The sequence below is a fragment of the Shewanella algidipiscicola genome (assembly GCF_900380485.1).
Lineage (GTDB): Bacteria > Pseudomonadota > Gammaproteobacteria > Enterobacterales > Shewanellaceae > Shewanella > Shewanella algidipiscicola.
Genome location: NZ_OXJV01000018.1, coordinates 42211 through 65634, shown reverse-complemented (window position 1 = coordinate 65634; position 23424 = coordinate 42211). Strand labels below are relative to the sequence as shown.

Here is a 23424-nt window from a genome sequence, read left to right as displayed (position 1 = left end):
CCAGCAGTTAAGCAGACTGTTTTGAGTATGAGGCTATTGGCATTTGCTAGATGCCACATTGAAATTCAATTTATTTTTTAGCGATATTTCAATTTTTTATGCTTGAGGTGCAACTTATTGAGCCTTATTGACAGTACAGGTTAATATTGCTCAGCGTAAAATAGTCATAATGTCGAGGATCCTCTTTTGCAATTAGTTAGTAGACAGAAAACATTAGATTTAAGCCAACCTAGAGTCATGGGGATATTAAATACCACACCAGATTCTTTTTCTGATGGCGGCAGCTACTCGCATTTTGAACACGCTTGCCAGCATGCCGAGCAGATGATTGCTGCTGGTGCCGACATTATTGATATTGGCGGCGAGTCTACCCGCCCTGGTGCGGTAGAGGTTTCTTTACAAGAAGAGCTAGATAGAGTGATCCCACTGGTAGAATATATTCATGCCCGTCACGAGGTATGGATATCTATCGATACCAGTAAAGCGCAGGTGATGGCGCAGGGGGTTAAAGCTGGAGCAGATCTTATTAATGATGTCAGGGCACTGCAAGAACCGGGCGCGTTAACAACGGCTGCAGCCCTAGGCGTTCCTGTTTGTTTAATGCATATGCAAGGTCAGCCTCGTACTATGCAAGAACAGCCTCAATATAATGATGTTATTGCTGATGTTACTCAATTTTTTGTTGAACGTATTCAAGCCTGTATTGATGCTTCAATACCTCGCTCACACATTATTCTAGATCCAGGTTTCGGGTTCGGAAAAAGCTTGGCACACAATTACGAGTTACTGCATCGTTTGGCTGAGTTTAAGCATTTTGAATTGCCACTGCTGATAGGGTTATCGCGTAAGAGTATGATCGGCCAATTATTATCAGCAAATGTCGAGCAGCGATTAGCTGGCAGTTTAGCCGCCGGTATGTTGAGTCTTCAGCGCGGTGCACATATTCTTCGAGTGCATGATGTAAAAGAGACTATGGACATGATTGCCGTTATGCAGGCAATGGAGCACTATAAAACACTGTAAGTGAGCTAGATAAGCGATAAAATACAGCATTTGTGGTTAAGTGTCGGCACTTTGGGGTCGCTTAGTCAGTCATGCTTATCAGTACACATTGTAAAAAATGAAGTCCTAAGAAAGGACTCAAGGGGTTAATATTGTGAGAAAGTTTTTTGGCACCGATGGCATTAGAGGCAAGGTCGGCTCAGGCAAAATGACGCCTGAATTGGCATTAAAGCTGGGCTGGGCAGCGGGTAGGGTATTATCGCGCTCTGGTACCAATAAGGTGATTATCGGTAAGGATACGCGAATTTCAGGTTACCTATTTGAATCAGCGATGGAAGCGGGTCTATCTGCTGCCGGATTAAACGTGATGCTAATGGGACCTATGCCAACACCTGCGGTCGCTTATTTAACCCGTACCTTTAGAGCAGAAGCGGGCGTAGTGATCAGTGCGTCGCATAACCCCTATTACGATAACGGTATTAAATTCTTTTCCAATGATGGTAGTAAATTAGACGATGCCATTGAGCTTGAGATTGAAGCTGAACTAGAAAAGCCACTTGTCTGTGTTGAATCTCATCTACTAGGTAAAGTCTCACGCATCGAAGATGCCCCCGGTCGATATATTGAATATTGTAAAGGCAATTTCCCCGCCGAACATACCCTCAAAGGGCTCAAAATTGTGGTCGATTGTGCTCATGGCGCCACCTATCATATTGCCCCTAATGTTTTTCGTGAGCTTGGCGCCGATGTCGTTGTAATTGGCGCATCGCCTAATGGTACCAATATCAACCATGAGGTAGGCGCTACTGCAATGGGTAAGATCCGTGAAACTGTCATCGCAGAACAAGCCGATCTAGGTATTGCACTCGATGGCGATGGCGATCGCATCATGATGGTCAATCGTCATGGTAAGGTGATCGATGGCGACGAGATCCTGTATATTTTGGCCTGTGATGCACAGGACCGAGGCGTACTTAAAGGGGGCGTTGTCGGGACCTTAATGTCCAACCTAGGGTTAGATCTTGCCCTTAAGGCGCGAGGCATCGCTTTCGCTCGCTCTAAAGTCGGCGACCGCTATGTAATGGAGATGCTGAAGAAGAACCAGTGGCGTATTGGCGGCGAAAATTCAGGTCATATTTTGAATTTAGATCACGGTACAACAGGTGACGGTATCATTGCGGGTATTTTAGTCTTAGCAGCAATGTGCCGTAAGCAAGCGACGTTGGAAGAGCTGACCGAAGGCATTAAAATGCTACCACAAGTTTTGGTTAATGTGCGTTTTGAAGGCAGCCATGATCCACTCAAAGCCGATAGCGTGTTAGCGGCTAAAACTGAGGTTGAGAAACGACTGGGCGATCGCGGTCGGGTATTGTTACGTAAGTCGGGAACTGAGCCGTTGATCCGTGTGATGGTTGAGGGAGATGTTGCCAGTGATGTGACTCGTCACGCAAATAGGATTGCCGATGCTATCAGGGCATTGGTCTAATTAGTTTTTACGCGTAAGATCAACAGGATTTAATCTTTTAAGGTTAAATCCTGTTCGTTTACCATCCGTTAAGGGTAAAAAGTAGCCGAGCGGTACGTTTATAGCAAAAATTCGCTATTTAGGTATTGTAAGTTAACAAGTGGTTCGCTATTATTCACGCCGCTTTCAGAAGGAGACAGTGATGGCACTAAGACGCCCAATGGTCGCTGGTAACTGGAAAATGAATGGCACAGCGCAACTCGCGCAAGAGCTATTTAATAAATTCGCTACCAAGCTTCAAAACGATTCTGCGGAAGTAGTCTTATGTCCGCCAAGTATATTTCTTGAAAGTGTACGGCAGCAGCTTGATGCTAATAAAGAAGCCTTAAATGGTTGTCTAGTCAGAATGGGCGCACAAAACGTAAGTCAGCATGACTTCGGTGCTTATACTGGTGAAGTGTCAGGGCAAATGCTAAAAGATTCAGGATGTCGATATGTTATTATCGGTCACTCCGAACGTCGTCGTATGTACGGCGAAACTAGTGATATCGTAGCAGAGAAATTTGCTGCAGCTCAAAAGCACGGTTTGACCCCAATCTTATGTGTTGGTGAGTCAGGTCCAGCTCGTGAAGCAAGACGCACTTTTGAAGTGATTGCTGAAGAGCTAGACATAGTCATTGAAAAAAATGGTACCATGGCTTTTGATAACGCGATTATCGCCTACGAACCCTTATGGGCAGTAGGAACGGGTAAGAGCGCTACGCCAGAGCAGGCACAAGAAGTTCATGCGTTTATACGCAAGCGTCTCTCTGAAGTGTCTCCATTTATTGGAGAGAATATCAGGATTTTGTACGGTGGTAGCGTAACACCGAGTAATGCAGCAGATCTATTTGCTCAACCTGATGTAGATGGTGGACTGATAGGCGGTGCAAGCTTAAACTCTACCGAGTTTTTAAGTTTATGTTCGATAGCAATGAGCGCATAATATGTACGAAGTTCTAATGGTTATATACTTGTTGGTTGCACTAGGTCTCGTAGGCCTAATCTTAATCCAGCAGGGTAAAGGTGCTGATATGGGAGCCTCTTTTGGCGCCGGAGCATCAGCAACATTATTCGGATCTTCAGGATCGGGTAATTTTTTAACACGTTCTACAGCCATTTTGGCAATTGCATTTTTTGCATTAAGTCTAACCATAGGTAACTTAAGTGCAAATCACGCTAAAAATGAAGAATCGTGGAAAGATTTAGGTGCAGACGCTGCTGCAGTTACTGAGCAAGTGACTGATGCAACTGAAAGCCAAACTCAGTCAGAAGATAAAATTCCTGACTAAGGTTTTAGCTTAATAGGCTAAATCAAGACGTCAATGTTATTGACGTGACTATTAGGTCTCTTGGTAATCCTCATTACCAACTAAATAGAGACAAGATAGTTAAAGTGTAACAATCACATGCGGATGTGGTGGAATTGGTAGACACGCCATCTTGAGGGGGTGGTGAGCTATGCTCGTGGGGGTTCAAGTCCCCCCATCCGCACCAAATTTAGATTAATATCACATTGGTCTGAGTTAAATAAAGTCGCGATATAAGCAGCTTTATTATTGCAAATATGGGGCACTATCCATATAATTGCAGCAGTTGTCGCGGGGTGGAGCAGTTTGGTAGCTCGTCGGGCTCATAACCCGAAGGTCGTCGGTTCAAATCCGGCCCCCGCAACCAGTTTCCCAGTAGTGAAGATACTCTTCATTTCTGTTACAGGTTCTGAATGCTATGACCTCGTGATTACGGGGTTTTTTGTTATCTGGACTTTTAAAATGTCGCTATTTAGCGATGTCATACTGGGGCTTTAGGCCCTTTTTTGTTTTTCGGGGGGTAACCTTGGCAACTTTAGAAAGTAAACTGGAACAGATGCTTATCGCACCAGTTGAAGCATTAGGCCACAGTCTTTGGGGTATTGAATTCGTACATGCGGGTAAACATTCAATCTTGCGTGTTTATATCGACAATGAAAAAGGCATTTTTATTGACGATTGTGCCGACGTGAGTCGTCAAGTCAGTGCCGTACTCGATGTCGAAGACCCCATTTCAACCGAATACACATTAGAAGTTTCTTCTCCAGGTGTAGATAGACCGCTATTTAATGCCGCGCAATATGCGCTCTACATAGGTGAAACTGTAAAGGTTCAATTGACTATGCCTGTTGCTGGTAGTCGTAATTTAAAAGGTACCGTCGTGGGTGTAGAGGGGCAGATGCTCACTCTGGCTGTCGATGGCAACGAACTGATTATTGCCCTGGATAACATCCGCAAAGGCAACTTAATCGCTAAGTTTTGATGGATTCAAGGTGAACGAGGCAAGAGGATGAATAAAGAGATTCTGCTAGTCGCTGAGGCGGTTTCAAATGAGAAAGCCGTGCCGCGCGAAAAGATTTTTGAAGCGTTAGAAACAGCGCTCGCCACAGCAACCAAGAAAAAGTATGAAGGCGATATTGAAGTTCGTGTCGCTATCGACCGTAAAACGGGTGCTTATGAAACTTTCCGTCGTTGGATGGTGGTTGACGATAATGGTGAAGCGTTAGAAAATCCATTTCGTGAAATTACATTAGAAGCGGCAAAATACGAGGACCCAGAGATCCAAGTCGGTGATTATATCGAAGATGAGATCGAATCTGTGGTATTTGACCGTATAACGACCCAAACAGCTAAGCAAGTGATCGTACAGAAAGTGCGTGAAGCTGAGCGTGCACAAATCGTTGATCAATTTCGCGAGAAAGAAGGTGAGTTGATCACCGGTGTGGTGAAGAAGAGTAACCGTGAAAGTGTCGTGGTTGATTTAGGTAACAATGCTGATGCAGTGTTATTTAAAGAAGACTTGATCTCACGTGAAAGCTTCCGTCCTGGTGACCGTGTTCGTGCATTGCTATATGCCGTACGTCCAGAAGCGCGCGGTGCGCAGCTGTTTTTAACACGTACTAAGCCGGAAATGCTCATGGAGCTGTTCCGTGTTGAAGTACCTGAAATTGCAGACGAAATGATTGAAATCATGGGAGCTGCTCGTGATCCTGGTTCTCGTGCCAAAATCGCTGTTAAATCCAACGACCGTCGTATCGACCCTATCGGTGCATGTGTTGGTATGCGTGGTGCACGTGTTCAAGCCGTTTCTAATGAGTTAGGTGGCGAGCGTGTTGATATTGTGCTTTGGGATGACAATCCAGCACAGTTTGTTATCAACGCTATGGCACCAGCAGATGTGGCATCTATCATCGTTGATGAAGATAACCACTCAATGGATATTGCTGTTGAAGCAGATTCATTGGCGCAAGCTATTGGCCGTAACGGTCAAAACGTACGTCTAGCAACCCAGTTATCGGGATGGGAGCTAAACGTAATGACAGTGGCTGATATGCAAGCTAAACACCAAGCAGAAAGTGCGAAGGTGGTTAACTTGTTTGTTAGCGCATTGGATGTCGATGAAGATTTTGCTCAGGTTCTTGCTGATGAAGGTTTTACTTCATTAGAGGAGATTGCTTATGTACCTGAAACTGAGCTACTGGACATCGACGGATTCGACGAAGATATCGTTGAATCATTGAGAGAACGTGCGAAAGCCGCTATCTCTACACGGGCTCTGGCGTCCGAAGAAGCACTCGATGGTGCTGAGCCGAGCGAAGATTTACTTGCCTTAGAAGGTTTAGAGCGTCATTTGGCGTATGTGCTGGCAAGTAAAGGCGTAATTACGCTTGAAGATTTAGCCGAACAAGGCATTGATGATTTGATCGAGATTGAAGAATTAACAGAACAAAAGGCTGGTGAGCTCATCATGGCAGCCCGCAATATCTGTTGGTTTGGCGAAGAAGCATAAGTCGATCAACAGAGGGGATTTTACAGATGGCAGAAACTACAGTAGAAAAACTGGCCGTAGAAGTTGGCAAGAGTGCTGAACGTTTAGTTGAGCAGTTTTCCGAGGCTGGTATTAAGAAAAGTAAAAGCGATACTGTTTCAGAACAAGAAAAGCAGCAACTGCTGGACTTTTTGAAGAAACAGCATGGTGGCGATGCAGCGCCAACCAAGATGACATTACAGCGTAAATCTGTCTCAACACTCAGTGTTGCAGGCAGTGGCGGTCAATCTAAAGACGTGAAAGTCGAAGTACGTAAGAAACGTACTTTTGTTAAGCGCGATCCAGCTGTAGAGGCAGAAGCAGAAGCTAAAGCCAAGGCAGAAGCTGAAGCTCAAGCTGCAGCAGAAGCAGAAGCTAAGGCCAAAGCGGCAGCAGAAGCTAAAGCTAAGGCCGATGCAGCGGCAAAAGCTAAGGCCGAAGCAGAAGCCAAAGCTAAAAAAGCCGCTGAAGCTAAGCCTGCAGTTGCAGAAACTGCTGAAGAGAAAGCAGCCAAACTTGAAGAAGCGCGTTTGTTAGCAGCAAAAGAAGCAGCAGCAAAACAAAAGCTCGATGAAGAAGCCAAAGCGGCAGCGGATGAAGCTCGTCGTTTAGCTGAAGAAAACGAGAAGCGTTGGGCGGAAGAAGAACGTCTGCGTAAAGAATCTGAAAAAAGTGCTGATCATCACGTCACTACGTCTACCGAAGCGCGTGCGGCAGAAGATACTGCCGATATGAATGCGGAAAAACGTGGTCGTCGTGCACGTAAACCTGCTGGCGGTAAGGCTGCTACGAATAAGAAGCGTGGCGGTAAAGATACCCGTGGCGGACGTGACCGTAATGGCCGTAATCAGCGTAACGCTCCAGAGTCAATGGACCATGGCTTTAACAAGCCTGTCGCTGCTGTTAGCCGTGATGTCAGCATTGGCGAAACGGTAACGGTTGCTGAGTTAGCTCAGAAGATGGCCGTTAAGGCCACAGAGATCATCAAGCAGATGATGAAGATGGGCTCTATGGTTACGATTAACCAAGTGCTTGATCAAGAAACTGCGCAGATGGTTGCCGAAGAGATGGGCCACAAGGTTGTGCTGACTCGTGAAAACGAGCTAGAGCATCAAGTACTTGCTGATCGTGATGGAAACGTTAAGCTAGAGCCTCGTGCGCCAGTTGTCACCATTATGGGTCACGTTGACCACGGTAAAACATCGTTACTCGATTATATTCGTCGTGCGAAAGTGGCCTCAGGTGAAGCGGGTGGTATTACCCAGCATATCGGTGCTTACCACGTTGAAACTGAAAACGGCATGATCACTTTCTTGGATACTCCGGGTCACGCGGCGTTTACCGCTATGCGTGCTCGTGGTGCTAAGGCAACCGATATTGTTATTTTGGTGGTTGCAGCAGATGATGGTGTGATGCCACAAACGATTGAAGCGATTCAACACGCTAAAGCCGGCGGCGTTCCGCTTATCGTTGCAGTGAACAAAATTGATAAGCCAGAGGCTGATCCTGATCGCGTTAAGTCTGAGTTATCTCAGCACGGCGTAATGTCTGAAGATTGGGGCGGAAACAACATGTTCTGTCACGTGTCAGCTAAGACAGGTGAAGGTATCGACGAATTACTTGAAGGGATCTTACTTGAAGCCGAAGTATTAGAGCTTAAAGCGGTTCGTGAAGGTATGGCAGCTGGTGTTGTTGTGGAATCTAAACTTGATAAAGGCCGTGGCCCTGTGGCTACAGTACTGGTTCAAGAAGGTACCCTAAGACAAGGTGATGTTGTTCTGTGTGGTCTTGAGTACGGTAAAGTCCGTGCGATGAAAGATGAAAACGGTAATGCTATCACTGAAGCGGGTCCATCGATTCCTGTCGAGATCTTAGGTTTGTCAGGTGTACCATCAGCTGGTGACGAAGCAACCGTTGTACGTGATGAGCGTAAAGCGCGTGAAGTTGCACTGTACCGTCAAGGTAAGTTCCGCGATGTGAAACTTGCTCGTCAGCAGAAGTCTAAGCTTGAAAACATGTTTGCTAACATGACAGAAGGCGAAGTTCAGGAGCTTAACATCGTGCTTAAGGCCGATGTACAAGGTTCACTCGAAGCGATTTCTGATTCACTTAACAAGCTGTCTACCGATGAAGTTAAAGTTAACATCATTGCTAGCGGTGTAGGTGGATTGACCGAGACTGACGCATCACTTGCTGCAGCATCTAACGCGATTATGGTTGGCTTTAACGTTCGTGCCGATGCACAAGCGCGTAAGACTATCGACAGCGAAAGTGTTGACCTACGTTATTACAGCGTTATCTATCATCTTATCGATGAAGTTCGCGCTGCAATGGGCGGCATGTTAGCGCCAGAATTTAAGCAAGAGATCATTGGTCTTGCTGAAGTTCGTGATGTGTTTAAGTCGCCTAAGATTGGTGCAATTGCTGGTTGTATGGTTACCGAAGGTACCATCAAGCGTAGCGCGCCAATTCGTGTACTGCGTGATAACGTGGTTATTTACGAAGGTGAACTTGAGTCACTGCGTCGCTTTAAAGATGATGTTAGCGAAGTGCGTAGTGGCATGGAGTGTGGTATCGGTGTGAAGAACTATAATGACGTCAGAGTTGGCGATCAGATAGAGGTCTTCGAAACGATCGAAATCGCTCGAACCTTATAATCAAAAAGGGGCGGCGCAAGCCGCCTTTTTTAGTTAAGAGATGGCAATAATTATGGCAAAAGAATTTAGTCGTACTCGTCGTATTGCTCAGCAGCTTCAGCAAGAGCTTGCTCAAGTGTTACAGCGTGATATTAAAGATCCGCGTATTGGTATGGTTACCGTTAATGACGTCGATGTGTCTCGCGATCTCAGTTACGCCAAAGTCTATGTTACCTTCTTTGAAGAGGACAAAGCTGTGGTGGAGGAGAAGCTTGCTGCATTAGAAACCGCCGCTGGGTATGTTCGTTCATTGGTCGCTGGCCGTATGAAGCTGCGTGTGATGCCTGAAATTCGATTTATCTATGATGCATCCTTGGTTGAAGGTATGCGCATGTCTAACTTGGTTAGCCAAGTGATCAGCTCTGATCAGGCTAAAGCGAAAGAGCATGGCTCTGATGCAACAGACACAGATGAACTTGAGCAAGGTGATAAGTAATGGCGCGTAAACCTAAAGGTCGGTTTATCGACGGCATAGTGCTACTCGATAAAGACACTGGGATGAGCTCCAATTTTGCATTGCAGCGTGTTAAGCGCATATACAATGCCGCTAAGGCCGGACATACCGGTGCTTTGGATCCATTAGCCACGGGTATGTTACCCATCTGCCTTGGTGAAGCGACCAAGTTTTCGCAGCACTTACTTGATGCTGATAAGCGTTATTTAGTCACTGCGAAACTGGGTGTACGCACCGATACCAGTGACTCTGATGGTGAAGTGGTGCAAACGCGCCCACTCAATTTTACTCAGGCACAACTTGAAGAGGCGTTAGCGTCTTTTCGCGGTGAGACCATGCAAGTGCCTTCAATGTTTTCGGCATTGAAGTATCAAGGTCAACCATTGTACAAGTATGCGCGTGAAGGGATTGAAGTGCCTAGAGAGGCAAGGCCTATAACCGTATATGAGCTTAATTTTATTAAGCTAGATGGTGATGAGTTAACCTTGGAGATCCATTGTTCTAAAGGTACCTACATTCGCACAATTACCGATGATTTAGGCGAAATGCTCGGTTGCGGGGCCCATGTCATCATGCTGCGCCGCACCGGTGTGGCAGGTTACCCTTATGACAAAATGGTCACTCTTGAGCAGCTAGAGGCGCTATTAGCCCAGGCTGAGAGTGAGCAGCGCCCACCGAAAGAGCTACTCGACCCGTTATTGCTACCAATGGATACCGCGGTTAGTAGCTTTAAAGAGATCAATGTATCTAGTGAGTTGGCGCATTACCTCATGAATGGTAATCCGGTCCAGGTAGCCAATTTACCTATTGACCAATTAGTGAGAATTACCATTGGTGATGGGCACAAATTTGTTGGTATTGGTGAAATGAATGATGACGGTTTGCTAGCGCCCAAGCGCCTGATTGTTTTACGTGATGAGCAGGCTTAATGCTTGCAAGTGATGGCTAAAATCGTTACTATATCGCGCTCTCTTTGGCTGAGTTAGTGATCGGCTAAAGTATTTATATTATTTTTGGAGATAAAAATGTCACTAAGTACAGAAGTAAAAGCACAAATTTTGGCTGATTTCGGTCGTTGTGAGAATGATTCAGGTTCAACTGAAGTTCAAGTAGCCCTTTTGACTGCACAGATCAACCATCTGCAAGGTCACTTCAAAGAGCACATCCATGATCATCACTCACGTCGTGGTTTGCTTCGTATGGTTAGCTCACGTCGTAAGCTTCTTGCTTACCTTAAGCGCACTGAAAACGTTCGCTACCAAGAACTGATCAAAAAGCTAGGTCTACGTCGCTAATATTACATTAGTGTATGGTAGTAAATAAAGGAGGCTTAGCCTCCTTTTTTTTGCTTATATTTCAGCAAACTTAATTAAAAATGTAGACGATATATTCGCTACTTATTTCTCTTGTTCTTTGGTTTATATCTGACTAATCGTTGCGGTGTTTGGCGCAATATACTTAGCTTCAAATTCATCTAATGGCAGCGGTTGACTGTAATAGAATCCCTGACCAATTTCACAATCCATCTGCTTTAACCAATTTAATTGGGCCTCATTTTCAATGCCCTCGGCCACAATGTGTAAATTAAGTTGCTGGCCTAACATTAAAATTGTCGAGGCTATCGGACTTTCGTGTGGCAAGTCATTTACGAAGCAGCGATCGATTTTCATGGTGGTGATCGGCAGATGCTTGAGGTAAGACAAAGATGAGTAACCGATACCAAAGTCATCTACAGCGATACTAAAACCAGCCGACTTTAGCTGCTCAAGTTTATTGATGGCTAATTCAATATCATTCATCAATGATGTTTCGGTGATCTCAAACTCAAGTAAATGTGGCTCTATTTGGTACCTCAAGGCGAGCTGTTTAATATCGGGTACTAAACTGGGGTCTGCAAACTGCTGTGAGGCCACATTGACGGCTATTGGTAATGCTACGTTGTAGCGTCGTTGCCAATGCTTGAGGGTTTTACAGGCTTCTTCTATAACCCAGCGCCCTATTGGAATGATGATGCCAGTTTCCTCCGCGATGGGAATAAATGCCATAGGGCTGATCAGGCGTCCCTCTTTTTTCCAACGAATTAGCGCTTCACAGGCGACAACCTCACCGGTTTTAATATTAAACTTGGGTTGAAAGTGCAATAAAAACTCATTGTTTTTAAAGGCATCATGTAATGAGGCTTCTGTTCTTAGCCTTACTGCGGCGCGCTCAGTCATTTGCTGCTTAAAGAATGCCCACTGATTTGTTCCGGCTGCTTTGGCGCTATACATGGCAATATCGGCATGGCGGATCAAGTCTTCGGCGGTTAAGCCATCATCTGGGTATAGTGCGATACCCACAGATGCCGCAGGATGGATAGTGTGCTCGTTAAGTTGCAGTGGGAGGTTGAGTTCCATTAACAGTTTGTCGACTATATCTGCGGCTTGATCTGGTGTATGAGCTTCATTGGCTAAAATAACAAATTCATCACCACCGAGCCTTGCGACCGTGCCTGTGTCACCAATCGCTCGCTCTAAGACTCTAGCGATTCTGGCGAGGAATTGATCCCCCATGGCGTGTCCCAGAGAATCGTTAATGTTTTTAAAGCGGTCCAGATCGATGAAGAGTAGGCTAAAAGCTTGTTGATGAACGCGCGCACGCTGTATCGATATGGCGATTGTTTCGAGTAATAAGGTGCGGTTAGAAAGCCCCGTAAGCGGATCACGTGTCGCCATTTTACGGAGTTTATTTTGAGTCTGACCAAACTGAATGAGGATTTGGTTAAATTTAGAGGTGACTAAACCTAGTTCATCATCCTTATGCTCAGGTGACATTGGCAATAAGTTTTCATCGGGGGATTCGGGATCAATCTTATCAATCGCTTCGCTTATTTGCGCTATTGGTTTAGTTAAAAAACGATGAAACAGTACCGATAGTACCAAAGTTACCAACAGCGCCCTTAGTAAAGTGGCCAAGAAGCTAAATTTAAGCTGTGACAGCAGTGAGTCGGTTAATTCTTGAGTGTTATAACCAACAATCAAGGTGCCGATAATTTCTGGTGATATGGCAACATCGGATGTTGAGGGACGGTGTAATGTCCGTGATGTTTGTTTTAGGTCACTAAACAGTCTTTGACTAAGTAGACCTATGATACCTCTGTCGCTTGGCGTATTGGCCATGGTGACAAATTGTATGCCGTCTTCAAGTTGTATACTGGCTTGTGCGACATGTTCGACCTTTAATACACCCGTTAAGGTTTGCTTGGCCAAGTGGTCGTCCAGAGCCCATACTGCATTTGCGGCAGGCTGCTCAACAGAATTGAGTAGTTCAAATTGCGCTTCGATCAATTGTTGTCTGGCCGAAACGCTGACGAGTGCAATTTCGACAATGAAGATGGCAATGGCAAAAAAAAGCGCCGAAAATACCACTAAGGTTGTCTGTTTCCATGTTAATGACTTGAAACTCGCGCTCATTTGCCATTCCTATTTTGGCGACTCTTTACAGTATATTACAAAAAAAGCCGCTAGAGATTGCAGAAAACCACTTAATCTTGCCACTTTAGAGAAAAGATTAAGCTTTGTCATCCACATGTGCTCTTTATCTATTGAATAGACTTGAAGTATACTTACACGGGAAAATAAGGTTATTAAATTAAGGAATGGTTCACGTGAATCCAATCGTAAAAAGTTTTGAATATGGTCAACATACAGTCACATTAGAGACTGGGGTTATTGCACGTCAAGCTGACGCTGCTGTTTTAGCAAGTATGGGTGATACAACAGTACTGGTCACTGTTGTCGGAAAGAAAGCTGAAGAGCCAGGTCGTGACTTTTTCCCGCTAACCGTTAATTATCAGGAAAAGACATACGCAGCAGGTAAGATCCCTGGTGGATTTTTCAAGCGTGAAGGTCGTCCATCTGAAAACGAAACACTGATTGCACGTCTTATTGACCGTCCAATCCGTCCACTATTTCCAAATGGCTTCAAGAATGAAGTTCAGGTAATTATCACAGTGCTTTCTGTCGATCCTGAAATCAATCCTGATGTTATTTCTATGATTGGTACCTCTGCGGCATTAGCTATCTCTGGCCTGCCGTTCAATGGTCCTTTGGGTGCTGCTCGTGTTGGTTATATCAACGGCGAGTACGTATTAAACCCTGATGTGAGTCAACTTGCTGATAGCCAACTTGATTTGATTGTTGCTGGTACTCAAGGTGCCGTTCTGATGGTTGAATCAGAAGCCGATGCATTACCAGAAGAAGTTATGTTAGGTGGTGTGGTTTATGGTCACCAACAACAGCAATTAGTTATCGATGCGATTCGCGAGCTAAAAGCAGAAGCTGGTAAGCCTGACTGGGATTGGACTGCGCCAAAAGCGGACGAAGGCTTAGTGGCGAAGATTAAGGTATTGGCCGAAGCGGATATGACTGCGGCATACCAAATCACTGCTAAGCATGAACGTCGTGATGCCGTTAGTGCATTAAAAGAAGCGACCGTTGCTAAGTTAGTTGAAGAAGATGCTAATGTTGATTTACGTGAGCTCGACAAGTTACTGGGCAGCTTAGAAAAGAGTGTCGTACGTAACCGTATTATCGCTGGTAACCCACGTATCGATGGTCGCGAACCTGATATGGTACGTGCGCTTAGCGTGATGGCTGGCGTATTGCCACGTACTCACGGTAGTGCACTGTTTACACGTGGTGAAACTCAGGCATTAGTAACCTGTACCTTAGGTACCGAGCGCGATGCGCAGAAAGTTGATAGCATCATGGGCGAATACACTAATCGCTTTATGTTGCATTACAACTTCCCTCCATACTCTGTTGGTGAAACAGGCATGGTTGGTTCACCAAAGCGTCGTGAAATTGGTCACGGTAAGCTAGCATGGCGTGGTATTAATGCGGTTATGCCATCTGCTGAAGAGTTCCCATACAGTGTTCGTGTCGTATCAGAAATCACTGAATCTAACGGTTCAAGTTCAATGGCTTCTGTTTGTGGTACCTCGTTAGCGTTAATGGATGCGGGTGTTCCGATCAAGACGTCTGTTGCAGGTATTGCTATGGGTCTTGTTAAAGAAGGTGATAATTTCGTCGTACTTTCTGACATTCTAGGCGATGAAGATCACTTAGGTGACATGGACTTTAAAGTGGCGGGTACTCGTGACGGTATCACGGCATTACAGATGGATATCAAGATTGAAGGTATCACACAAGAGATCATGCAAATTGCATTGCAACAAGCTTATGGCGCTCGTGTACATATCCTCAATGTGATGGACCAAGCCATTGGTTCACATCGTGACGATATCTCTGATCACGCACCACGTATTACTACTATCAAGATCAACCCTGAGAAGATCCGTGACGTGATTGGTAAAGGTGGTGCAACTATCCGTGCGCTAACCGAAGAGACCGGCACGACTATCGAGCTTGAAGATGATGGTACTGTTAAGATCGCATCGTCAAATGGTGAAGCGACTCAAGAGGCGATTCGTCGTATTCAAGAGATCACTGCTGAAGTTGAAGTGGGCACTGTATATAACGGTAAAGTGGTACGTATTGTTGATTTTGGTGCGTTTGTTACCATTCTTCCTGGTAAAGATGGCCTAGTACATATTTCTCAAATCGCTGAAGAGCGTGTAGCGAATGTGTCTGACTTCCTTGAAGTCGGTCAAGATGTAAAAGTGAAGGTAATGGAAGTCGATCGCCAAGGTCGTGTGCGTCTTTCAATGAAAGAAGCGCAACCTAAAGCGGAAGCTGCTAGCGAGTAATTTTTCGCCTTCTAATTAAAGGAGACCTTTAGGTCTCCTTTTTTATTGGAATTTTTAAAATGCAGATAGCCGTTGCTATTAGGGATTGCTATGATTGAGGCTATTAGCGAAGCAAATAAGGTTAAATGGATGACTTATCAATTGCGTACAACTACAGTCGCGGTGATGGCTGCTCTGAGTATACTGCTTACAGGATGTGTATCGACTCAATTAGGACAAAATGCAGAGCAGGGCCAACTGATTGTTGCACCAGTGATGCCCGATTATAAGTTAGAAGTGACCCTTGCCCGCCTAAATGACATCTTAGCTTCAGCTGAATTGACCGTAGAGCAACGCGCTCGCTTTCATTATGATCGTGGTGTCATTTACGACAGTGTTGGGTTACGCATTTTAAGCCGTATTGATTTTCATCAAGCGTTAAAACTACAGCCAAATTTAGCCGATGCCTATAATTTTCTTGGTATTTATTATACTCAAGAAGGTGAGTTTGAGAGTGCCTATGAAGCTTTCGATGCCGTATTAGATCTTTCCCCCGATTACGACTATGCCTATTTAAATCGCGGTATTGCACTCTACTACGGCGAACGTAATGAGTTAGCGCTAAGTGATATGCAGAGCTTTTATGATGGTGATGAGCAAGATGGTTACCGTGCATTATGGTTATACATAATTGAAGCTAAAATCGATATTGAACGCGCACAAAAGCATTTACGGGCCCACCGTCATAAATTGGCAGATAGTGCTTGGTCGACGATTATAATTGACTATTACTTAGGTGATGCTAGCCGAGAACAAGTGTTTGATTTAGCCAAGCAGGGGTTAACACACCCTAATGAATATGCTGAGCGACTATGTGAAGCTTATTTTTATATTGCCAAAGTGGCACAACAGCAGCAGCGCTATAATGATGCGGCTAATTACTTTCGTTTAGCGCTGGCCACCAATATTTATGATTTTGTCGAACATAGATATGCCAGAGTTGAGTTAGCTAAAATCAGCCAAAGCTTAAACCAAGAGTGATTATTCTAATGAGATCAATTATATTGTTTTGGCTGGAAGAATGATTATTTGTTCAATGTCTTATCATTGCTCTTGTAACCGAAAAAAAGTGAGGTTACTTTATAATAACCTTTATTTTCAAATGGTTGATAAGTCATATACCAAGCAATAAATATCTTATCGCATTATTTCTTTAGGTAATATGACGTTAGATTTATGTCTTTATGATTGAAGTTTAGTGTTAGTGTCACACTAAACTTCACATCTTGATCTTAGGTTTTAGTAAAAAAGCCCCATCTATCTGCACCGCATTGATTGTTTATAACGCCTAAATCGGTGAAAATAGGCGCCAATGATTATTCACCTAACGAATTGGTTAACGCAGTCGCCCCATGGGTTACAGTAACGCGTGCTCGGTTCGTGTACCAACTAAAAAAGAACTTTTAATGGCTGACCAGACTTTCCTTAACGAAATCAATAAGCGAAGAACATTCGCTATTATCTCTCACCCCGATGCCGGTAAGACTACCATTACTGAAAAGGTATTGCTGTTCGGCAACGCTTTGCAAAAAGCCGGTACGGTAAAAGGCAAAAAATCAGGCCAGCATGCTAAATCAGACTGGATGGAAATGGAAAAAGATCGTGGTATTTCCATTACCACCTCTGTGATGCAATTTCCTTATCGTGACGCCTTGGTTAACCTGCTTGATACCCCAGGTCACGAAGACTTTTCGGAAGATACTTACCGTACATTGACCGCCGTTGACTCTTGTTTGATGGTGATCGATTCAGCTAAAGGTGTTGAGCAACGTACCATCAAATTAATGGAAGTGACGCGTCTACGTGACACGCCGATTGTCACCTTCATGAACAAGCTCGACCGTGATATTCGAGATCCGATTGAGTTGATGGACGAAGTAGAAAATGTACTCAATATTGCTTGCGCCCCGATCACTTGGCCCATTGGCGCAGGTAAAGAGTTTAAAGGGGTCTATCACCTGTTGCGTGATGAGGTGATCCTGTATCAAAATGGTATGGGACATACGATTCAAGATTCACAGATCATTAAAGGGTTAAATAATCCTGAGCTAGACCAAGCCATTGGCAGCTATGCGCAAGAGATCCGTGATGAGATGGAACTCGTTTTAGGCGCCTCTAATGAGTTTGATTTAGATGCCTTTCTAAAAGGTGAACTGACTCCGGTTTTCTTTGGTACCGCATTGGGTAACTTTGGTGTTGACCATATTCTTGACGGTATCGTGCAATGGGCACCGCGTCCACAAGCGCGCGAAACCGATGTCAGAGTCATGGAGCCTGAAGAGCCAAAGTTCAGTGGTTTTGTGTTTAAGATTCAAGCCAACATGGACCCTAAACATCGTGACCGTGTGGCCTTTATGCGTATCTGTACTGGACGTTACGAGCAAGGCATGAAGATGCATCATGTGCGTATAGGTAAAGATGTCAATGTCAGTGATGCTTTGACCTTTATGGCAGGAGATCGTAATCGCGCCGAGGCGGCTTATCCTGGCGACATCATAGGCTTGCATAACCACGGTACGATTCGAATCGGTGATACCTTTACTCAAGGTGATAAATTTCGCTATACCGGTATCCCTAATTTTGCCCCGGAAATGTTCCGCCGAATTCGTTTAAAAGATCCATTAAAACAAAAGCAACTGCTAAAAGGCTTAGTGCAGCTGTCAGAAGAGGGGGCCGTACAGGTGTTTAGACCCTTAGACACTAACGATTTAATCGTCGGCGCTGTCGGTGTGCTGCAGTTTGAGGTGGTTGTACAGCGCTTAAAAAGCGAATACAAAGTGGAAGCTATTTACGAAGCGATCAGCGTAGCAACGGCTCGCTGGGTTTATTGTGACGATCACAAAAAGCTGGATGACTTTAAGCGCAAGTGCAGTAATAACTTAGCACTCGATGGTGGCGATAACTTAACCTATATCGCACCGACTATGGTTAATCTCAACTTGTCGATGGAGCGTTATCCAGATATTGAGTTTGCCAAAACACGCGAAAACTAAGATTTAATCAAGCTTGTCTCTATAGCATTGCGCTCAGCATTGCAGATAAAAAAAAGCAGATCCGTCTGCTTTTTTTTTGTCTAAAATAGAGTGGTTTTAGTCGTGTCATTTAACCCCCTTATTGTAAGCATGCTCGTTGTGAGAGCCGTTAAATGAAATGTACATGGTGGCAAACCTACATTGCTTGGTGCGATCGCATGGGATTTACCAAAAATAGCCAGCGATGTTGTGCGTGCCATACTGGCTGAGCAGGGTTTAGTAACGCGCGTTCGGCGCAGAAAGCTCAAGTACAAGGTGTCACTTCATCCAAGCTGATGTTTGATGACATTGAACCATCAGCCAAGTGTTCATCGCATGACAGCCATTAAAGGGGGCTTAAGCGTATGGTCAATCGTATTACTTTTAACGCTAAGGCACCAGTGATGCCCGTTATTGACAGCCATATCCACCTAGATTTTGATTTGTTTGATGCAAAGCGTGACATATTAATGTTGCACATGCAGCGACTGGGTTTATTGCATGCAGTGATCCCAGGAGTATCTGCTGCCCATTGGGCTAAGCAACGCGCCGTAGCGAAGCAATATGATTGCAGTTATGCCTTAGGCATTCATCCTTGGTATTGCGATGAGCAATGGCCTAGTGACATAGTTCAACTTGAACAATTACTGATAAAAAACAAGCAAGACAAACGCTTAGTGGCGATTGGTGAATGTGGCCTCGATGGTGGATATCGTGACACGTGGGATATGCAAATTCACTGTTTCGAGGCGCAGTTAAGTTTGGCGCAGCGTTTTGACTTGCCAGTAATAATTCACAGTGTCAAAGCTCATAATGAAGTATTGCATTTACTTAAGCGTTATCCATTAAACAAAGCGGGAGTGATCCATGGCTTTTATGGCAGTACTCAATTGGCGCAGCAGTATCTCGATTGTGGTATGAAGCTGGGGATCGGCCATCTACTATTTAACAAAACGGCCAAAAAGCTACGAGAGTCCATTGTCAATCTGCCCTTAGCATCTTTAGTGGTTGAGACCGATCTGGCTCTTGCTTTACAGCAGGAAAAACCAGATGTTGACGATAATATCAGCGAATCTAACTTAATGTTGCATTTATTGATCGCAGAAATTGCAATGTTGCAGAAAAAATCTCGCGTTCTAGTTTCAGAACAAGTGTTTCGAAATACCCTGCAACTCTTTGACCTCTAATTTGATTTTTAAAAAACAGATGTGGGGCGCATCAAATTTATGGTCTAACGTGTTGAAATAAAACTTCAAAAACTTGATCAAAACGACGATTTTAACCAATCGCTCGGGTATAATCTGATGTTGAAAAAGGTTGGTTAACAACATAATTAAAAATTATTAACAATAGGGTGATGGTTAATGGATATTTTAATGAGCTTGGTAGGGGTGGTCACCCTACTTGCAATAGGTTTTTTGTTATCAAATAACAAAAAAGCTATTAACTTCCGCACTGTGTTTGGCGCGCTGGCTATTCAGGCGTTCTTCGCAGGTTTCGTGTTATATGTTCCAGTCGGTAAAGATATTCTTCAAACAGTCTCTGATGGCGTATCAAGCGTTATTAGTTACGCACAAGACGGTATCAGCTTCCTTTTCGGCGATTTAGCTAACTTCAAAGTTGGTTTCATCTTCGCGGTTAACGTGCTACCGGTTATCGTATTCTTCTCTTCACTTATCGCCGTACTTTACTACCTTGGCATCATGCAGTGGATCATCCGTATTATCGGTGGTGCGCTACAAAAAGCCTTGGGTACTAGCCGTACTGAATCTATGTCTGCGACAGCCAATATCTTCGTTGGTCAAACTGAAGCGCCACTTGTGGTTCGTCCGTTTATCGCGACAATGACGCAATCTGAGCTGTTTGCCATCATGGTCGGTGGTTTAGCCTCAATCGCGGGTTCGGTCTTAGCCGGTTACGCGCAGATGGGTGTACCTATCCAGTACCTTGTTGCTGCATCTTTCATGGCAGCTCCAGGTGGTCTATTAATGGCTAAGCTGATGCATCCAGAAACCGAGAAAACGGTTAATGAAATGGCTGAGCTTCCAGACGATCCTGATAAGCCAGCTAACGTATTAGATGCTGCTGCTGCAGGTGCTTCATCGGGTATGCATTTAGCATTAAACGTGGGTGCTATGCTACTTGCTTTCGTGGGTCTGATTGCCATGCTTAACGGCATCATTGGTGGTGTAACGGGTCTGTTTGGCTTAGAGGGTATCACTCTAGAGCTAATTTTAGGCTATGTGTTTATGCCACTTGCATTCCTTATCGGTGTACCTTGGAACGAGGCTTTAGTTGCCGGTTCTTTCATCGGTCAAAAGATTGTGGTTAACGAATTCGTTGCATACCTCAATTTTGCTCCATACCTAAAAGATGTGGCTGATGGCGGTCTATTAGTTGAAGCAACGAATGCAGTGATGACGGATAGAACTAAAGCTATCATCTCGTTCGCACTATGTGGCTTCGCTAACTTATCTTCAATCGCTATCTTACTTGGTGGTTTAGGTTCAATGGCGCCAAGCCGTCGTCACGACCTTGCTAAGCTAGGTTTCCGTGCGGTGATTGCTGGTTCATTAGCAAACTTGATGAGTGCGACGCTTGCGGGTCTATTCCTAGCGTTATAAGTCTCAGGTAATTTCTTGGGGGATGCCCCTGAATGATGACTCTGCCCAGCAGGGCAGGGTCAAAGTTAACTACACCATTTTTCACAACAAGCAAAACAGCGTTATTAATTAACACTGTACTAGCTAATCATGTGTCTGTAGCTACAGATTTATGAGGGTGCTAGACCAACGAACTCAGGGAAGTCAGCTTGTAAATAGGGTCAATATTTACTAGCGTTGACCAATCATTGCAGTTTGTTTTTATGTTAGAAAATTGTGTTCGCATTTTTACGTTAATTGTATTGTCATTTAGTACCGTTTGGGTAAAATGCGGCGCGAAACAAAAAGAAGCACTGACTCTTTAAGAGCAGTAAAACCATAAAATAATGGGGTTGATGATGAAAAACGTTAAAACTTTAGCTTTAGCTGCTACAGCGGTAGCTGCGATGTCAGGTACAGCGTTTGCAGCTGATCGCTCAGACCTACACGGTAGCGATTACAAGTGGATGCAGTTTAACTATATGTATGCTCTAGAAGAACAACCGCGTTCGCCAGATGCTCATTCAGGTCATGATTATCTTGAAATGGAATTTGGTGGTCGTTCTGGTATTTTTGATCTTTATGGCTATGTAGATCTATTTAACCCTACAGAGAGAAGTTCAAGCGATAAAGCAGACTCAGATAAAATGTTCATGAAGTTTGCTCCACGTGTTTCTATCGATGCGTTGACTGGCAAAGATCTGTCTTTTGGACCAATCCAGGAAGTTTACTTCTCTACTCTATTTAACTGGGGTGGCGGACATGGTGACTTTAATCCAAACAACTCTTTCTGGGGTATAGGTGCCGATGTAATGGTGCCTTGGTTAGGTAAAACGGGTGTGAACCTTTATGGTCTTTATGATCTGAACAAGAAAGATTGGAATGGTTATCAGTTCTCAGCTAACTGGTTCAAGCCTTTCTATTTCTTCGAAAACAAGAGCTTCTTATCTTTCCAAGGCTATGTTGATTACCAGTTTGGTGCAGATAAAGAGTACCATGGTGGAGAGCAAGCTACTCATGGTGGTGCAGCGTTCTTAGGTTTATATTGGCATTCAGATCGTTATGCGCTTGGCTATGGTCTGAAAGCATACAACGAAGTCTATTTGATTCCAGATACTGATGCTTTTGAATCTAGCGGCATCAGCCACTATTTCTCGGCAACTTACAAGTTCTAAGATTAGAATAAGTAAGTATTTGGAGCCGCGTTGGCGGCTCCAAATTATTATCTTGTAAAGGAGTTTCATCTCACGAGATAGGTTAATTTTTACTTAAGCATGAACTATATTGATAGAGCTTGTTTAGATAAAGGTTAGTCGTTTTACGCGCTAAAATGGATTTTTCGCGGAAAGGCAGGAACACTACTCTACAGTGATAATAATTCGTTCCCCTTCCCGGTCTTCAAGGATTCAAGTCGTTACCTTGTTTCAGGATGGCTCGCAACATAGTGTGCGGCAATGAACTCCTGAATGTGTAAAACATATGCCATATTCCTGTAATGGGGATTGGCTTGTTTTATGCCAACGCTGAAGGCCCGGCCATAACAATAATCACAATTGCCAACTCTTAGGCGCTGTCATACGTCGATCTCTTTTTATTATTTTCAATTAATAAATTACGTCTCGGAGAGCTATTATGAGCGATTTAAAAAAAGCAGCACAACAAGCCATTCAATTGATGGACTTGACCACGTTAAATGACGACGATACCGATCAAAAAGTGATCGAGCTTTGTCATAAAGCGCAGACCCCTGCAGGCAATACCGCCGCCATTTGTATCTATCCTCGCTTCATTCCTATTGCGCGCAAAACCCTCAATGATATGGGCTGTGAAGAGATTAAAATCGCCACAGTGACTAATTTCCCTCATGGCAACGATGACATTGCTATTGCGGTACTCGAAACCCGCGCAGCAGTGGCTTATGGCGCCGATGAAGTGGATGTTGTGTTCCCTTACCGTGCGTTAATGGAAGGCAATGAAACCATAGGTTTTGAGCTTGTTAAAGCCTGTAAAGAAGAGTGCGGTGATGATGTCTTACTAAAAGTCATTATCGAATCGGGTGTGTTGCAAGATCCAGCATTAATTCGCCGTGCTTCAGAACTCTCTATCGATGCTGGCGCAGACTTTATCAAGACCTCAACAGGTAAAGTCGCTGTCAATGCCACCTTAGAGGCGGCTGAAATCATGATGACAGTGATCAGCGAAAAGAACCCGAAAGTGGGCTTTAAGCCTGCCGGTGGTGTTCGTGATGCCGCTGCTGCGGCCGAGTTCTTAGGCCTTGCCGCCCGCATACTCGGTGATGATTGGGTCAGCCCTGCAACGTTCCGCTTTGGTGCATCGAGCCTACTCACTAACTTGCTGCATACTTTAGAGTTAGCCGACGCCCCTAAAGGGCCACAAGGCTACTAATACTTAAGCTAAGGCTTAATCAGTTTAGTGAGTTAGCGTTTAAATTAAGTGTGATCTAAATCTAATTGAAGACGCCATTTCAGC

General features: G+C 44.4%; 18 protein-coding genes and 2 tRNA genes. 19 read left to right on the top strand and 1 reads right to left on the bottom strand.

What is annotated here, in order from left to right; all coding sequences use genetic code 11:
* Window positions 1-237: 237 nt before the first annotated feature.
* The 12 genes from folP (at window position 238) to rpsO (ending at window position 10788) form a co-directional block, all read left to right on the top strand.
* Window positions 238-1023: a dihydropteroate synthase gene (gene folP / locus DN599_RS14155; protein WP_110458243.1), complete on the top strand. Its 786-nt coding sequence runs from the start codon at window positions 238-240 to the stop codon at window positions 1021-1023.
* A gap of 133 nt (window positions 1024-1156) precedes the next feature.
* Window positions 1157-2488 carry a phosphoglucosamine mutase gene (gene glmM, locus DN599_RS14150; protein WP_110458242.1) on the top strand — a complete coding sequence of 444 codons (1332 nt, stop codon included), beginning with the start codon at window positions 1157-1159 and terminating at the stop codon, window positions 2486-2488.
* Between the two features lie 181 nt (window positions 2489-2669).
* Entirely contained in the window at window positions 2670-3452 is a 783-nt protein-coding gene (gene tpiA / locus DN599_RS14145; RefSeq protein ID WP_110458241.1) for a triose-phosphate isomerase, read from the top strand.
* A 1-nt stretch (window position 3453) separates the two neighbouring features.
* Window positions 3454-3798 carry a preprotein translocase subunit SecG gene (gene secG / locus DN599_RS14140; RefSeq protein WP_110458240.1) on the top strand — a complete coding sequence of 115 codons (345 nt, stop codon included), beginning with the start codon at window positions 3454-3456 and terminating at the stop codon, window positions 3796-3798.
* Between the two features lie 119 nt (window positions 3799-3917).
* Window positions 3918-4003: transfer RNA gene (locus DN599_RS14135), tRNA-Leu, on the top strand.
* A 103-nt stretch (window positions 4004-4106) separates the two neighbouring features.
* A tRNA-Met gene (locus tag DN599_RS14130) sits at window positions 4107-4183 on the top strand.
* Window positions 4184-4342: 159 nt separating this feature from the next.
* Window positions 4343-4798 carry a ribosome maturation factor RimP gene (gene rimP / locus DN599_RS14125; protein ID WP_110458239.1) on the top strand — a complete coding sequence of 152 codons (456 nt, stop codon included), beginning with the start codon at window positions 4343-4345 and terminating at the stop codon, window positions 4796-4798.
* Between the two features lie 27 nt (window positions 4799-4825).
* Window positions 4826-6325 (top strand): transcription termination factor NusA, encoded by a 1500-nt coding sequence (gene nusA, locus DN599_RS14120; RefSeq protein WP_110458238.1) that lies wholly within the window; start codon window positions 4826-4828, stop codon window positions 6323-6325.
* Between the two features lie 26 nt (window positions 6326-6351).
* Window positions 6352-9000, top strand: a complete 2649-nt coding sequence (gene infB, locus DN599_RS14115) for a translation initiation factor IF-2 (RefSeq protein WP_110458237.1) — start codon at window positions 6352-6354, stop codon at window positions 8998-9000.
* A 52-nt stretch (window positions 9001-9052) separates the two neighbouring features.
* A complete protein-coding gene (gene rbfA / locus DN599_RS14110) occupies window positions 9053-9475 on the top strand; it encodes a 30S ribosome-binding factor RbfA (protein WP_110458236.1) in 423 nt (140 codons plus the stop codon).
* Window positions 9475-10422, top strand: a complete 948-nt coding sequence (gene truB, locus DN599_RS14105; protein WP_110458235.1) for a tRNA pseudouridine(55) synthase TruB — start codon at window positions 9475-9477, stop codon at window positions 10420-10422. The genes rbfA and truB overlap by 1 nt, the downstream gene beginning before the upstream one ends.
* Before the next feature lie 96 nt (window positions 10423-10518).
* Window positions 10519-10788, top strand: coding sequence for a 30S ribosomal protein S15 (gene rpsO, locus DN599_RS14100; RefSeq protein ID WP_110458234.1), 270 nt, complete (start codon window positions 10519-10521; stop codon window positions 10786-10788).
* Window positions 10789-10911: 123 nt separating this feature from the next.
* Here rpsO and DN599_RS14095 read toward each other — a convergent pair whose 3' ends face one another.
* Window positions 10912-12945 carry a putative bifunctional diguanylate cyclase/phosphodiesterase gene (locus tag DN599_RS14095; RefSeq protein WP_110458233.1) on the bottom strand — a complete coding sequence of 678 codons (2034 nt, stop codon included), beginning with the start codon at window positions 12943-12945 and terminating at the stop codon, window positions 10912-10914.
* Between the two features lie 194 nt (window positions 12946-13139).
* On the opposite strand from DN599_RS14095, the gene pnp reads away from it, so the two are divergent.
* The 7 genes from pnp to deoC all read left to right on the top strand — a co-directional run bounded on the left by pnp (window position 13140) and on the right by deoC (window position 23340).
* Window positions 13140-15242: a polyribonucleotide nucleotidyltransferase gene (pnp, locus tag DN599_RS14090; protein WP_110458232.1), complete on the top strand. Its 2103-nt coding sequence runs from the start codon at window positions 13140-13142 to the stop codon at window positions 15240-15242.
* Between the two features lie 129 nt (window positions 15243-15371).
* Window positions 15372-16262: a lipoprotein NlpI gene (gene nlpI, locus DN599_RS14085; protein ID WP_110458458.1), complete on the top strand. Its 891-nt coding sequence runs from the start codon at window positions 15372-15374 to the stop codon at window positions 16260-16262.
* A gap of 425 nt (window positions 16263-16687) precedes the next feature.
* Window positions 16688-18274 carry a peptide chain release factor 3 gene (prfC, locus tag DN599_RS14080; RefSeq protein ID WP_110458231.1) on the top strand — a complete coding sequence of 529 codons (1587 nt, stop codon included), beginning with the start codon at window positions 16688-16690 and terminating at the stop codon, window positions 18272-18274.
* A gap of 383 nt (window positions 18275-18657) precedes the next feature.
* Window positions 18658-19479 carry a TatD family hydrolase gene (locus DN599_RS14075; RefSeq protein ID WP_110458230.1) on the top strand — a complete coding sequence of 274 codons (822 nt, stop codon included), beginning with the start codon at window positions 18658-18660 and terminating at the stop codon, window positions 19477-19479.
* Between the two features lie 177 nt (window positions 19480-19656).
* The gene (locus tag DN599_RS14070) at window positions 19657-20916 is read left to right on the top strand and encodes a NupC/NupG family nucleoside CNT transporter (RefSeq protein ID WP_110458229.1); all 1260 of its coding nucleotides are present in this window, start codon (window positions 19657-19659) and stop codon (window positions 20914-20916) included.
* A 377-nt stretch (window positions 20917-21293) separates the two neighbouring features.
* Entirely contained in the window at window positions 21294-22109 is an 816-nt protein-coding gene (locus DN599_RS14065; RefSeq protein ID WP_110458228.1) for a nucleoside-specific channel-forming Tsx family protein, read from the top strand.
* A 457-nt stretch (window positions 22110-22566) separates the two neighbouring features.
* Window positions 22567-23340: a deoxyribose-phosphate aldolase gene (gene deoC / locus DN599_RS14060; RefSeq protein WP_110458227.1), complete on the top strand. Its 774-nt coding sequence runs from the start codon at window positions 22567-22569 to the stop codon at window positions 23338-23340.
* Window positions 23341-23424: the final 84 nt, after the last annotated feature.